This is a genomic window from Colwellia sp. E150_009, from assembly GCF_053543955.1.
The window spans coordinates 1-14394 of record NZ_JBHFOM010000066.1 but is presented as its reverse complement, the minus strand read 5'-3'; the positions used below and the strand labels follow the sequence as shown (position 1 = coordinate 14394).

Annotated in this window: 17 protein-coding genes and 1 pseudogene; 8 read left to right on the top strand and 10 right to left on the bottom strand. The window is 38.4% G+C overall.

Translation table 11 applies throughout. The features are described 5' to 3' along the window. Positions 1–240: 240 nt before the first annotated feature. Entirely contained in the window at positions 241–1170 is a 930-nt protein-coding gene (locus ACE1OF_RS18930) for an IS1595 family transposase (protein ID WP_448896411.1), read from the bottom strand. 94 nt (positions 1171–1264) lie between these two features. Here ACE1OF_RS18930 and ACE1OF_RS18925 point away from each other — a divergent pair, with 94 nt between their 5' ends. Together ACE1OF_RS18925 and ACE1OF_RS18920 are read left to right on the top strand one after the other, a co-directional pair. Next, positions 1265–1588 (top strand): hypothetical protein, encoded by a 324-nt coding sequence (locus ACE1OF_RS18925; RefSeq protein ID WP_448896410.1) that lies wholly within the window; start codon positions 1265–1267, stop codon positions 1586–1588. A 42-nt stretch (positions 1589–1630) separates the two neighbouring features. Then, on the top strand, positions 1631–2170 hold the full coding sequence (locus ACE1OF_RS18920) for a hypothetical protein (protein WP_448896408.1): 540 nt from the start codon (positions 1631–1633) through the stop codon (positions 2168–2170). Between the two features lie 4 nt (positions 2171–2174). Here ACE1OF_RS18920 and ACE1OF_RS18915 read toward each other — a convergent pair whose 3' ends face one another. After that, entirely contained in the window at positions 2175–2870 is a 696-nt protein-coding gene (locus tag ACE1OF_RS18915; RefSeq protein WP_448896407.1) for a DNA-3-methyladenine glycosylase I, read from the bottom strand. A gap of 432 nt (positions 2871–3302) precedes the next feature. Here ACE1OF_RS18915 and ACE1OF_RS18910 point away from each other — a divergent pair. The 5 genes and pseudogenes from ACE1OF_RS18910 to ACE1OF_RS18890 all read left to right on the top strand — a co-directional run. Then, positions 3303–3719: pseudogene (locus ACE1OF_RS18910) on the top strand (IS110 family transposase); the annotation flags it as partial. Between the two features lie 161 nt (positions 3720–3880). After that, the gene (locus ACE1OF_RS18905; protein WP_448896405.1) at positions 3881–4429 is read left to right on the top strand and encodes a hypothetical protein; all 549 of its coding nucleotides are present in this window, start codon (positions 3881–3883) and stop codon (positions 4427–4429) included. A gap of 169 nt (positions 4430–4598) precedes the next feature. Next, positions 4599–5852, top strand: coding sequence for a DDE-type integrase/transposase/recombinase (locus ACE1OF_RS18900; protein WP_448896404.1), 1254 nt, complete (start codon positions 4599–4601; stop codon positions 5850–5852). Then, on the top strand, positions 5849–6658 hold the full coding sequence (locus ACE1OF_RS18895; protein ID WP_448896402.1) for an ExeA family protein: 810 nt from the start codon (positions 5849–5851) through the stop codon (positions 6656–6658). The genes ACE1OF_RS18900 and ACE1OF_RS18895 overlap by 4 nt, the downstream gene beginning before the upstream one ends. Continuing rightward, entirely contained in the window at positions 6655–6849 is a 195-nt protein-coding gene (locus ACE1OF_RS18890) for a hypothetical protein (protein WP_448896401.1), read from the top strand. Before ACE1OF_RS18895 ends, ACE1OF_RS18890 begins: the two co-directional genes overlap by 4 nt. Positions 6850–7126: 277 nt before the next feature. Here ACE1OF_RS18890 and ACE1OF_RS18885 read toward each other — a convergent pair whose 3' ends face one another. From ACE1OF_RS18885 to ACE1OF_RS18850, 8 genes are all read right to left on the bottom strand, one after another. Continuing rightward, complete coding sequence (locus ACE1OF_RS18885) at positions 7127–7363, bottom strand: hypothetical protein (protein ID WP_448896400.1); 237 nt, start codon at positions 7361–7363, stop codon at positions 7127–7129. Next, positions 7364–8047 carry an RHS repeat-associated core domain-containing protein gene (locus ACE1OF_RS18880; protein ID WP_448896413.1) on the bottom strand — a complete coding sequence of 228 codons (684 nt, stop codon included), beginning with the start codon at positions 8045–8047 and terminating at the stop codon, positions 7364–7366. 224 nt (positions 8048–8271) lie between these two features. Beyond that, a complete protein-coding gene (locus ACE1OF_RS18875; RefSeq protein WP_448896399.1) occupies positions 8272–8535 on the bottom strand; it encodes a hypothetical protein in 264 nt (87 codons plus the stop codon). Between the two features lie 111 nt (positions 8536–8646). Continuing rightward, complete coding sequence (locus tag ACE1OF_RS18870) at positions 8647–9606, bottom strand: tyrosine-type recombinase/integrase (protein WP_448896398.1); 960 nt, start codon at positions 9604–9606, stop codon at positions 8647–8649. Further along, positions 9587–10075, bottom strand: a complete 489-nt coding sequence (locus ACE1OF_RS18865) for a hypothetical protein (protein ID WP_448896397.1) — start codon at positions 10073–10075, stop codon at positions 9587–9589. The genes ACE1OF_RS18870 and ACE1OF_RS18865 overlap by 20 nt, the downstream gene beginning before the upstream one ends. Beyond that, complete coding sequence (gene istB / locus ACE1OF_RS18860) at positions 10072–10827, bottom strand: IS21-like element helper ATPase IstB (RefSeq protein WP_448896396.1); 756 nt, start codon at positions 10825–10827, stop codon at positions 10072–10074. Before istB ends, ACE1OF_RS18865 begins: the two co-directional genes overlap by 4 nt. Then, positions 10817–12370 (bottom strand): IS21 family transposase, encoded by a 1554-nt coding sequence (gene istA / locus ACE1OF_RS18855; RefSeq protein ID WP_448896395.1) that lies wholly within the window; start codon positions 12368–12370, stop codon positions 10817–10819. Before istA ends, istB begins: the two co-directional genes overlap by 11 nt. Positions 12371–12605: 235 nt before the next feature. Then, a complete protein-coding gene (locus ACE1OF_RS18850; RefSeq protein ID WP_448896394.1) occupies positions 12606–12872 on the bottom strand; it encodes a hypothetical protein in 267 nt (88 codons plus the stop codon). 165 nt (positions 12873–13037) lie between these two features. Between ACE1OF_RS18850 and ACE1OF_RS18845 the strand changes: the two genes are divergently transcribed. Continuing rightward, on the top strand, positions 13038–13973 hold the full coding sequence (locus tag ACE1OF_RS18845) for a hypothetical protein (RefSeq protein WP_448896393.1): 936 nt from the start codon (positions 13038–13040) through the stop codon (positions 13971–13973). Positions 13974–14394 lie beyond the last annotated feature (421 nt).

Sequence of the window (14394 nt, the reverse complement as noted above, 5' to 3'; positions counted from 1 at the left end):
TATGCAACATGAGAGTTACCTTTTTTTGTTTAAATTAAAGATTCGACACCTTTAATAAAAACGGGTAACTCTCAACTTTTCAAGTCGATGTGTCAGATTAAGTCGGAACTAATACAATTAATGGCAGCATGGGCATGTAGAGCTTACTTTATGCATTTTTTGATTGTCACTGGTGAAAATGGGCGCTGATCCATTTCTGTGTTGATTTAAAAATACTTTGATATTTTTCAACACTTTCGATCACAGCGCAAAAACAACCCAGCTACCATCTTCCTTTGACTGATCCATTTGTCTAAACCAAGCGATGTAATTATCAAGATAATCAGTTCCTACACCATTGAATTGTCTAAGCCATTGCTTCCATCTCATCATCCAATTATTTAATGTTTGAATGTGGTAAATACCATCAATAACTCTCTGATTATCAATTGCAATTAGTCGTTTATGATCAAGTTCGAATGGTAAGTTTTTAACGATGGTTTGATAGGATAGGTTTCCATCAGTACAAAGCACGCTCTCAGGCGTTAAAACAGGCGCTAGAGACTTCTCCAACTCTTCACGCGTGTTTCGTTTTAATACACGATGTGTGACCGCTCCGTTGCGATCTAAAGCAAGTAGTACAGGCACTTTAACAATATCATTACTCTTGTTGCCACGCTTTCTAGATGGGCGTGTCATAGTTCGTTTTCCCTTGAATGATTCATTGATAAAGGTTTCATCGGCCTCAATAATTCCGTGCAGCTCAGAGGGTTTGTTTTGCCTAGGTTTTGAAAGAAATTGATGTCTCCAACGCCATGCGGTTTTAACATTAACGCCTAGTTCGCTTGCTGCCTCCCTTATCTTGGCAGTAAACCACATACCTTCAGAATATTGATGCCACTTATCTTGTTTTCTCATGCCTGCCAACGGAGTGCCAGAAAGTGAATTAAATGTCTTAGAGCACAATTTACACATGTAACGCTGCTGACCACGTTCTGTGGTTCCATACTTGGTAAATTCATTACTTCCGCAATGGGCGCACTCACAAATATCTTCCTCGTGAACTGCAATCGCTTTACCTACATGATTAGCAGAAATCATATCCTCAACATGCTGCCTAAGTCGCTTGAGCTGCACAAAAGTTAGGTCTTCTAATGTACTTTGAAGATTAGCAAACTGAGCATTGTTCATGAGATACTCCTAAAGTCTAATTACTTATGGAAGTATAGCTCACCAACACAGAAATGGATCAGCGCCTGAAAATGACAGTACTGCAGCATCATTGATGTTTGAAGATGAATATCTAACAGAGAAAAGTGAACAGCATTTTAAAAGCATTAAGTGGCGAGCTAATGGCATACCTGTTCGCTACGATATTCAAAATGAGTTTGTGGCTGACTTTCAACGTTATATTCAGTTAAGAAATTATTTAATAGACCATTATCAACAAGTTTATAAAGCCCTTTTCATAAGTGCTGCGGTTAGTAAGCTAACACAACTAAGTACAAAGGGAGATGTGTCTTGTTCATTTAGGAAACTATTTGCGATTCAATTCACTGGAACTCCTTTAACAGGTACGAGTAAATCTTTTAGAGTGAATAAATCATGATGGGTTAGAGATAATTACGGTACTGGGATCAGCAGCTATATCATGCAGCATAGTAATAACACAGCTGATTATCATTATGCCGGTAAAGATGTAAATAAATCGGCTGAGCAGTTATCTGACTATTTTGTTGAGCTAGATAATCAACTACTAAAAAAATCACATCCTGTGACCGCGATCCCAAGTGGAAATTGTTCTGAACTATCAAAACCTGAAATGCTGGATTCATTACCGTTAAATGGTGTTGTAACTGTTAATTGTGGAAGCCACGAAGGTTGCTTATTTTGTAGTAAATATCGTATTCATGCCGATGAGACAGATATCAGAAAGTTATTATCGTTGAAGTATTTTATCATACAAAGTCAAAACCTCGCAGCATCACAAGAACATTTTGATAGTGTTTATAAGTCCGTACTTACCCGTATTGAAAGCTTATTAGGTCACATTGGGAATAAAAAGCCTAGCTGCCTGACTCTTATAAAAAAATTCGTAAAGAAGTATTTGAGCAAGAGTTGCTGTCGGAGTATTGGTATCGAAAATTGGAGCTTTTATGTGACTTGGGACTGTTCTGACCAATCTCGATAAACTATTAGTCCGTTTCAAAGCTTACATAATTGTCACCAACAGAATACGCAACTATTTGACTCAGCTCTTGTAAGCTATAAACAGACTCTTTTCGCCATTGGTTAAATGTATCTTGGATGATTTTTAAATTACGCTTTGAAGTTAAGCCACCATCGATTAATTTGTGAGCTCTAAAATAAGCCTCTACATCTCTGCTTAATATGAATGTATCGATACCCAACTGTCGCAATGCATAAGGGCCGGTATTTCCACCTAAACGAAAACCATGTTTTTTAATATGGAGCCAAAGCCCTGTAATATCATCACTAGGCCAATTAGCTAACCACTGGCTAATTGAACCAAATTGGTCACTTACCTCTTTTAACCAAAATGCGTTATCGCGGACAGTTTTAACTTTGGTAAAGTTTCGGATAATTTGAGGATCTGTTGCTTTTCGCTCAAGCATGTCGTCAGGCATCATGACTAATTTATCAATGTCGAAATTCCAAAAAACCTCCTCAAATCCAGCCCATTTTTTATTTACAACAGCCCAAACAAAACCAGATTGAAATATTTTGCGAGTAAACTCTGCTAAGACCTCATTATCACTAACTAATAAAAGCTCGTTATAAGTAAGAGGTTTTGATATTAATTGAGACAAGGCTATTTCACCACCTTTTCGCTCGGCAGCGCGGTGGTAAATATTTTCGAATTTTTCCATGAATTAAACTACTGATTTATTAGATATAAGGGTAGTTTACAGTAGAAGTATCGAAGGTAAAATATGATTACGTATTACTTTTGAAGTAGCACTCTAAGTTTTAAAAAGAGTTTTTGCTGAATCCAAGCCTTAAAGTTAAGTATGAGGAGGACCATATAATTCATATAAACCTATAATTTTAGAGTGTTAACCCTAACTCGCTTTCGCCCCCAATATAACTTCTCTTGTCTACATAATAGTCAATACTAGAATTGTAGACATGCACTCATTTTGTACGAATCGTGCCCCTAAACACTAGATGTTTTTCGCTTTGCTTTCGACATTATGAGTGTCTCAAACTCATTAACGAATACTCAGGGCTTGCTTAAACCGCTCATTATATTGCTTTCGAAGAGTTTGAGAACGCATGTATAAATGAAACAGGAGATTGGCATGAACTCACATTTAAATAACACGAACTACAAAGCATATGTTGGCATTGATTGGGCAAATGATAAACACGACCTCTGCATTCAGGATCCCCTCACTGGTAAACGGGAGTTTTCTCTTATTAAGCATGATGTCGATGAAATTGATAAATGGATCAAAGGACTTAATAAAAGGTTTGGCTCACCAATTGCTGTTGCCGTTGAGTTAACAAAAGGGCCTATTGTATATGCCCTACAACGGTATGGATTTGTTGTTATAGTCCCTATTAACCCGACGACACTTGCAAAATACCGAACAGCTTTTAAACCCAGTAAAGCTAAAGATGATCCCACTGATGCAGAGTTTGCATTAGATCTTATGCTTCGTTACCCAAATCATTTCTCTCTTTTAAACCAACAAAGTGTCAATATGCGTAAATTGTAACTTCCCAACATCTAGCTAATCGATCTGACTATATCAATTCAAATTATCATCAAGTCTGCAATAACTTATTATGACGTAAATTCAACAAATAGAATTTTATTTAAACATTGCACAAATTTAGCTTGTGCCTTAGTTAAATTTTTTTGCATGATATTCTCATGCAAAACTTCTTTTCTACAATTGCTGATATCGAGCAATATTCATCGTGGATGAACCGACAATACAAACTCGCCTGTCAGCATTGCGATAAAGTGGGTTATTTAATTGGTCATGGTTTTGTTTATCGACAAGTAACGAGTCGTCATAGAGAGGTTGTGGGTAAACGATTAGTGTGTTCAACACGGCATAATAATCAAGGCTGCGGTAAAACGTTGCAATTAAGGCTGGCAGTGCAATTACCTCAACGACGTTATCAAGCCATAACATTAGGCATATTTATCATGCTGCTTTTAGCGCAACACTCTGTCGTTAGTGCTTATCAACAAGCGACTAAACAACTGAGTAGCCGCCATGCTTGGCGTTGGTTAAAGACATTAAAGCAAAACACCTGGCGTTATCGTCAATTTCTCTTACCTGTGCCACAGCAACAACCTGAACATTTAAAGCACAAGCATCCGCTTTTTCTTACTCTTTACCAGCATCAAGGTGAGGATAAAGCACAAATCTGTCTGCAATTTCATTTAGCCCAGCAATTGGCCTTTATTTAAGGAATTAACGCCTATTTTGTCATCACGCACAGGCGGTTTGCCTTATTAACATCAAACAATCTCCGTTGAATAGCCACACGCCAATCGTCGTTTATACCACCACAAATCCCGTCAGTGTTGCCGCTACTCCTTTCTCGTTATCGTCACGCAACAACATTAAGGAGAAAATATGAAGTCAAAAGCTAACAAGCCACCCCTAGAAATTCGTTTACAAGTATTAAGTGCCGTAGATTATGCGCCAGGTGATTCTATTCGAAAGCGCATTCAGTCGGTTGCTACGCGTGTATTTACGGATACGCGCACCAATACGAACTATCAATTTACGTGGCGAACCATCAGCACATGGCTATACCGCTTTAAAAAACACGGTATTACCACGCTTGATAATAAAACTCGTCGCGATAAAAATAGTTACCGTAAAATTCAGCCCAATGAACTTAGCGAAGCGATTAACGAAGTCTTGCCGACACTCGGTCGTTGTAAAAACGGCAGTATCCCTAAAATGGCGCTTTACCGACAGCTGCTTAAACGTAACTATTTTAGCCGCAGTCAGCTTTCTCAAACCTCTTTTTATCGCATGGTGCGGATAAACGAATTACTCAACCTTGAGCAAAGCAAAAAGCTGCGCCGCTCCTTTGCTATGCAGTTTGCCAATGAACTTTGGCAGGCTGACACTATGTATGGCCCAAGTATCAAACAAACGGATGGTAAATGGCGTAAAACTTTTCTTATCGCCTTTATTGATGATGCCTCACGCCTTATTACGCACGGTGAGTTTTTCTATGCTGATAACACCGCCAATATGTGTGATGCCTTTCGTACCGCTTTGTTTAAGCGCGGTAAGCCTGAGCGGTTATATTTTGATAATGGCAGTAATTATCGTTCAAAGGAAATACTGCAAGCTTGTCTTCGATTAGATATTCACTTATCTCATGCACCCATTCGTGATGGTGCCGCTAAAGGTAAAATAGAGCGTTTCTTTCGTGGTTTTAGGGACCGATTTCTCGTTGAGAATAAAGATTTCAATTCACTCGATGAGTTAAATGATAAAGCACATCAGTGGATCGAGAATGATTATAACAGTCAACATCACAGCGGTATTCAAATGAAGCTGCTCGATAGGTTTACCCTCGACCATACCCGTCTTACTTTTTTGTATGATGATGAAACCACTGAGGAAGTTTTCTTTATCGAAGAAAACCGCAAGGTCAGTAAAACTAACGTTTTTTCTATCAACAGCCAAAAGTTTGAATGCCCAGTGGATTTACGCAACAAAACCATTCAGGTACGTTATAGCCGCAGTCAGCGCGATAAGTTCATCGTTTATTTTAAAGATAAACGCATGGGCGAAGCATCCCAACTTGATTTGCACTTTAATGCCACGCGACATGCCTTTACTGATGTTAGCGGAGGTAACACATGATTAAGTCTATTTTTGCCACCACTAAAGAGCCGTTTAATCGTCAAGATTTGATGCCAATGGCACAACAAAAACACATTGTAGATATTATTAAAATTCATGCTGGCCAAGGTGGTTTCTCGGTGGTCATCGGTGAGCCCGGTGTCGGTAAAAGTGTACTGCGTGAGCACATTGAAAGTTGGGCAAATGAGCGTGATACCAGCGTTATTTCTTTCTCTCGTACCATGCACACCTATCTTGTTATTCTCAAGCAACTAGCCTTGTCATTTAAACTCGACGTACCGTCTAAAGACATTGAACAGGCGTTAATCAACAGCGCCTTCAAACACGTACAGCAACGTAAAACACTCTACATTCTCATTGATGATGCCCATTTATTAACCATGGAAGTCTTACGCAAATTACGACTACTGTTTGAACGTTTCCCTAAAAAGCATAACCTTGTATTGTTTGGTGAGCCAGACTTATTGCACTATCTTACGCTCAATGTTAACCAAGATATTCGCTCGCGTATTACTTTTTCACAAACCATTAAACCACTTAATGATGATGACCTAGCGCGTTATATCGTTAAAGAGTTAGAAGCGGTAAAAATGGGCATTAATACCTTTGATAATGGCGCGATTGAAGTGATCATACGCGCAGCCAGCGGCAATCTTAGGTTATGTCGCAACCTTTGTTACGCCAGCCTTATCGAAGCCTGCCGTGAAGCCAAGAAAATAGTGACTATCACTCATGTTAATCAAGTGCTTATGCAACCCCATTGGCGTTCACATGACGAACTGCTCAAGCAGCAGGTGAAACCATGAAACTATTACAATTAACCCAGTATTTAAGTAGTGAAGAAGCCGAGACCATCATCACGTTTTTAGATGATTTGAGGGCTATTCTTGTTACGCATTACGGTGAAGAGATCAGGCAAGACCATCGTATACGGCTAAAACTAGATGCTGAGCAGGGAGATAAAGATGATTTTTACCGCATAAAAACGTCATATTGATCATAGCAAAGCCAGTAACAAATGTTACTGGCTTTGCTATTTCTATCGTTTATGACAAGAATTTAGTAAAAACTATGACGAAGTTTGGTAAACGTTATGATTTAAATTTGGCGAGCCACCAATATCGACTGATGAGAATTTGGGAAACTAGCCCAAATGTTGCCAAATCGTTCGATGAATAATTTGGCAAAAAGTACGGTGATAATTTGGTCGGCTACAGAATCTATTAAAAAGCCCCGACTAGCGAGGCTTCGGATTCAAAACAACCAACTATTTATTATTTGTTATGGTTTCGGTTTGAGCGTTTCTTCAGTTTAAAATAATCAAAAATAAAAGTTCCTACAGAAATAATTAAGCTTGTAGTGATAAAGAAACCACTAAAGTCATCTCCAACTAATTTAAACAATCTCAATATTTGATAGATTGGCTCCCATCCACCAATAATAATCAAGATCCCAATAGCTCTTGGACTTATTGTGGCAATGTTACTTAAGTAAGTTTTAATAGTTTTCATTTAACACGATCCTGAGCTTTTATCACAACTTGTAGCTAAGCTAGTAGAATTACCTAACGTTGTACTGATTGCTTCACCAGCACCAACTGCATTAGATTTCATAGAAACTCCAAGGGTTTTGCTTGTGCTTTCATTTATATGTGAGGTCATTTGTTTGACAGCCAAAGAAGGAGTTCCTTTGACAAGAGATATAGCTGCATCCGCTGCATCCCCTAAACCTTGTCCTACAGCAGCTCCCCCTGCACCAAAAGCCATAGCAGTCCCTGAACCATCAGTCAGTGCTTTACCATCTATAGCATTGTTAGCTGTATTAGCTGCTAGGCCAACATTAGCACCGGCTGCAACATTTCCAGCATAAACACCTCTTGCTGAATTTGCAGCGGCAGCAACTCCTCTAGCTAAGTTTGCACCAACAGCACCTGCTGCGGCTGACACTCCGATTTTAGCAACACTTTTAAATGACAATGATAATTCGCCAGATTTATACTGCCTAAATGCTTCAATACCTCCTCCTATTAGGGCACCAAATACACCTATCTTGCCAGTTGGGTCAGTCATATTAACAGGATCATTTCCCACATAAGCATAAAGATTCATCTGATCTTCATAACCCACAGGGTCAGTTTGCAGGAATCGCCCTAGCTTTGGATGATAAATCCGTGCTTTGTAGTAAAATAATCGGATCTATGATCCAGTTTATTTTTAGGTAATTAAGGAGGGAAGTCTAGCGGTTTTCAGCCTAAAAAGTCATCCTTGGCAATGAGTTAAAGAGCACATCAACAATCCATTTACTTTCTAACTCTAGCATTATTTTTACTATTTAGTAAGTGAACTTTCGATAGTGTCACCACCTCAACTATTTAGAGTTGGCGACAAGCTATACGATGTAGATTTAAGGTATTCAGCCGTTAATCTTTTTCACCTGTAGAATCAAACATCTTTCTTGGTAAGAAAGGAAACCTAGATAATAGTATAGATCCAATTTGGCCTAGAGTAATGGGATCTTTTGGCTCAGATTGTTGGGTTTTATTGGTCTTATCAACATGGTGTTTAAAATTAACCTGAACTCCTGATACTGGTTCTTCAACTTTCTTTTGAGCAGGCTTCTGTGCTTGTTTGGGACTTGTTGTTGAGTTAACTTGAACTGGTGGGGCTGAGTTAATAATTTTCATAATGGAATACCTTTAAGCTGTGAAATAAAAGATAAGTCTACCCCCTCATAGCTTTTTACAAAATTATCTGATTATGCTTAAAAAAGTGGGGGCAATTGCCCCCATGATTTTTTATTTAAAGATACGTTTATCACTCAGGGCCGAAGGGTGCGTATCGTTGTAAACTTCCTTCAGCTTGGTGCGTGGTACAAAGGTGTAGACTTGGGTGCTGGTAATATCCGCATGGCCTAACATCTCTTGTACATGGCGAAGGTCGGCTCCATTATCTAACATAATGGTTGCTGTTGAGTGTCTAAACAAATGACAAGCTCCAGCACGCTTAAAGCCTGCAAAACGCACATAACGTGATGCCATATCGGATAATGCATTTGCACGATAACGATAGCCATTATCGTTCAGGAATAATGCACTGCCTGATTTAATGTGCGCTAATTGTGGTCTAAGCTTTGTGAGATAAAAGACTAACCATTCACAAGCACGATCACTTATTGGCAGTATGTACTCTCGCTTACCTTTACCTTTTCTAACGCGAACCAGTTGCTGCTCAAAATCAATATCCTCAAGATCCAAATTGAGCAACTCAACTCTGCGTATTCCAGTCGCAAAAAATGTCTCTAAAATCACTCGGTCACGCATACCTTTTGAGCCAAACAGCATGGTTTGATCGAGTATTTTCTCTACTTCATCAGCACTAAATATCGCTTTAGGTAAAGGTCTACCGACTGAAGGTAAATCAATACAATCCAACTTGTTTGATGTTAAGAGACCACGGTTATACATTTTACCAATAAACGTTTTGATACATAATAACAGGCTATATTTGTTTGCATCACATAGTGGCTGATTATCTTGCGCCTTACGGTATTTGTTGAGGTATTCCATATAATCATCCATCAGTGTAATGTCAATCTCATCAATCATGCGAATTCCTTGGCTAAAGCACCAAGCGCAAAATTTCTTCAATCCATATTTTTTGGCGCGGACAGTATCGCTAGATTGACCTAAAGCTAAACACACCTCTAGATAATATTTAGCACAGCGCCATAATTGATTAGTTGTAGGCTTGTCCATATGCGACCTCCTTAAGATTATTAATACCTTGGGCAATTAGCTCGCCCAAAGCTGGTTTTTGCCAATGAATTATTAGAGATTGTCCATCTCTAACACGACCAAAACGATAACCAACGGCAGATACAACTTGCCCAGTATTATCACGTTCAGGGAAAACCACACAGCCACGAAATAGCTCACCACCAGTAGGTATAAACAAGCCACAATGTTGATAGTGCCCACGAACAACACCGCCTTCGATAGTTCGAGCATTAGGTAATTGCATGCCTAATGTTCGATCACATAAGCCAATATATTCATGCTGTTTCAACTCTGTTGGAATAACGTCAGATGTTTCTACGAAGTGCTGAACAGTTTCACTACCCATAAATTGAGCATTGTAATATTCAAACGCTTGCTTAACGTAGATGTCCTCAAGGTTTAATTGCCCTAATAATTGTTTATAGGCAGCTTCTCCAAGATTATTCATTTCTTACCTCCATTTACACCCAACTTTCTGCGAATAGAGCCACCTTGTTTTCGGTCAACAAGATGAGCATTATGAACAATACGATCCAGAACAGAATCAGCAATAGTCGGATCGCCAAACGCTTCATGCCAACTCGCCATAGGGTATTGGGAGGTAATGATCAGTGAAGAGTTTTGGTCGCGTGACTCAATCAGCTCAAACAACAAATGTCGCTGGGCTGCACTTAGTGATGCCACACCCCAGTCATCAATAACCAATACCGAAATTCGACTCAATTTTTTGCAATACTGCGCAAACTTCTCTTCTTTATCTGCGGCTATAAGCTGCAATAACAGCTCATTGTAGCGAAAGAATCGAACCGAAATACCCGACATAATGGCCTGATTAGCAAGACAACAAGCCAAATAGGTTTTTCCTGCACCTGTAGGGCCAGTAAATACAACATGCTGATTATTTTTAGCCCAATTAAGCTCAGCTAAGTCTTCTATTTTGGAAGGCTCTAAACCGGGATGATAGGTATAGTCAATCATACTAGTCATCGCATTAGGCCAACGAAGTTTTGCTTGTCGTTGGAGGGTTTTAATACGTTTGTTTAATGCAGACGTTTCCTCCGCTAACAACAAATTATCTATACGTGATAAGAAGCTTTTAGTTTCAAAAGTTTTGGAAGCCAATTGCTGATCTAATGCTTCCATAAAGCCAGTTAACTTGAGGTTGACGCACTTCTCTGCGATTTTATCTCTAAGCTTCATGAGAGCCTCCGTAATAGTCACTACCACGAACATTCTCATGAGCAGCAATATAAGCAGGTAAGTTATCGATACCGTCTTGCTCATCTTGTGCTCGCACGACTAACTCAACATCAGACACACTCAACATATTGTGCTGCAATGCATATTCACAGGCACCATCAAGTACATCTACACCATTTTTACCACTAAGTTTCATTAACGCTCTACAGCGCTTTCCAATGGCGCGTGAGCGTAGATTTCGTACTTTTGAGTACCAAAGTTCAACGAGCTGGCTAATATGCGTACCTGACTCAGTTGCCCAAGCAATATTCTTATCCATGTTATTGCTTTCAAGTTCAGCAACATGATCTGGGTGCATATGCTCTTTGAGCATAGTTGCCCCCATTGGGTCATCTACAAGCTCATGTTCCGCAACAAGTTGATGCAAATGCACTACACGTAACGAATTTAACGTGACATATATTTCAACGGTTTCGCCATGTATTGCCCATGGAACTGAATACTCATGCTTGCGATATTTAACCGTATACTCAGGTGATACCTGCTGTATAAGCTTATCGACAATGATATCGAAATCAGTAAAAGGAAGAGGGTTAAGTAATCGCTTCTCGTTTTTATTGAATAAATCATTACGAGAAAAATTTAAGCCTTGAAAGTTCAAGTTATTCAATACTTCCACCTCTTTCATTAAATGTTGATTAACCTCCTTTAAATTAAAAAACTGCCAGTCTTTATTCATAGGAATAATAATTCGTTGCGTGACAAACTTAACCCCAAGCTCTGCGTGAGACTTGTCTTGAGGTCGTCCTACGCGACATGAATCCATCAAACAATTGTAGTGCTCACCAAAAGCACTGATGTTTTCCACAAAAGTAGGAATAAGACCGGGGGTTGTTACAAGCGCTCTAGCATTATCCATTGATACAACTTCAGTGGCTCCACCGAAGTACGCAAACATACGGCACATCCCATCAATCCAGTCTGCCGTTGTTTCACCGGGGGTAGCAAAAGCAAAAATCTTCTTGCTACAACCTAAGACTGCAACAAATACTTTTGCCCATGTTTTTTCGCCTTTCATGTTGTAGCAAACTTTAGTACCAGCGTAATCAATGAAAACGACTTCGCCTGCGGCATGTAGTTGTTTCATCGATAATTTACAACGTTTTAGTACTTTGTTCACTGTACGACAAAATTGTGAGTAGCTCATTGCCGAAGCGGGATCGAGCGCTTTGTATTCGAGGTAAAGCACTGTCAAACTTTTACGCTTCCCTTTCTCCAGAGTACGTTCAGTAACAACGTATTCAATATCAGGAATGCGCTTTTTACAGCCCTTTAATATATTAGGAAACAGCAAACTGACTAGCTGCTTGTTATTCAATTGCTCTGCTAATGGCAGGTCAACATCATGCTTTTCGCATCGCTTGTTAAGACGCACCATTGAGGAAGGTGATGCAATTGCAAGCTCAGCTTGTTTACGTATAGTTATTTCTGGCAGCACGAATTTTGCGCGTATCGCTGCACGAATTTGATTTGGAGTTAACATGTATTGTTACCTTTATCTTTATTTATATCTGTATTTGTTAAAAATAAAGGCGCACGAGGCCATCAAGCTAATTTACTCATTAACTTGACAAACAGCCCACATACTACAACAATAAGTACATCATCTGAGTTCGAATTTAGATGTACTTTCAAAAGCCCTGAGTTCGCGCTCGTACGGGCTTTTGTCGTTTCTGCGCCAATAAAAATTATTACTTCGACATTTCTTTTATTTACAATTAGTCATTTTCTTTCTCCTTTTTAAAGGCTTGTTCAGCCAAAAATATTGCTACATCTTTTGCCAAGGCAAACTTGCCGCGTCTATTCGGCATTTCAAAGGTGTGTACAGGAAAAACGCCTCGTAAAATAGCTTGCTTAACAGCATCAGCCGATCTGAAATTTAAGGCTTTATGTAATTGCTTTAGCGTCAATATTGGTGAGTCATATAACTTCAATAAATCAGCTTCAAGTTCACTTGCCAGTTCCTGCATTTCGGTTCTACTCAATAAAGTTTCTCTCCTTTTAGTAATTAGCGGAACTTATAGACTAGACTTTGATATCAAAGACAACATTGTTTTGTTATTTACTGACTTTCAGAGAAGCTCTTAACGTCACAAGAATAATAAGTAACTGATAAATAAAAAGATGAAATTTCTGGGGAGGCAGTCAAAATGATGAACATTAGCCGTGAACCCTATATTTATTCAGAAAATAAATACGCATTAGTGAGAAATAAACTGGCGTTCAAAGGATATAGCCAGCTCAATTCAGGTCTTAAAAAAGCATTCACTCAAGTTAAATTTAGAGACTATTTAGACTGGCATGGATTTAATACTGTCGCAGATTTCATCAAACAACTAAGTTCTCAGGATAGACGCGACTACATCAACCCGAATAAATTTAATAAGGAAAGGTTTGAAATAGAAGAGCGGAGTCGTTATTGGTATAATCTATCAAAAGGACAGCCTATTACGTCTTTAACGACAACATTCTATGTTAATGATGCTGTAGGTCTTTATAATCTATTTGGTTGTAGCTTTTCGTTTTGGCAAACATTAAACTCAAGCATCAATATTTCCTTTAGTGCATACCTGCTAGCAACAGAATTACAAAAGCAAATTTTCATCAAGCATAAATTTTCCAGACACCAATCTTCAGAGCAATTTACCAACAATATTAAGCGACTCTATGAAGCACAGCTTGAGAAGCTTTATTCAGATAAATCGATTGACTCTTTACACGCTTTGACACTGTTATTTATTGGTCATCATAATCGTTCAGGTACAAATCAAAGCCAAAAAGTTGAGAAGTACTTATACGCTCAATTTCTCTTTTTGATGGGGTACAAATATAAAATTAAAAATATTGGCGAGCTGTTTGTACACTTAAATTTATTGCTGGTATGTAATTCAATCTATAAAGAAGAGATAGAAAGTCGTTTAATCAATTTTGACCAATTAGAAGTTGATCATGCGGTTGTTAGTGCTTTAACTAAATCTGTAAAATCACTTCCTAAAAAAGAGCAGGAAAAAATAGTGAGTCAAAAAATCATGGCTTACTTAAACGAACAAATCCTTCACCCACTTTTTCACGCTTACTCCAACTAATAAATATTATTTGTAGCGATCAATTATTATTAAATGAATTAATTTTGTTTCATTGCTATGCGAAAAGCGTTTCTCTTATAAAGTTGGAATAATTCACCTAGATAAGAACAGCTATGTCATTTAATGAGAATATCTAAATGTAAATTCGCACCCAATTGGCACTTAAATATTCAAGAATGACATACAGCAAACTTTTTGACTGAAACAAGAGTGGCACCACAATGAAACAGCTTTAATTCCGCGTTAATAAAATCAATTAATTTAAGCAATATTAATAGGCTGATAATATTTGCAAAGTGCAACACTGAATTTAGCAGATGCTATAGTGAAAGACCAATTCATACTGAATTCTATCCATTATATTGCTTAAAAATCTTGGCAATATTCAGCCCTAACTTTTAATATGAATGCCTATTTTTTT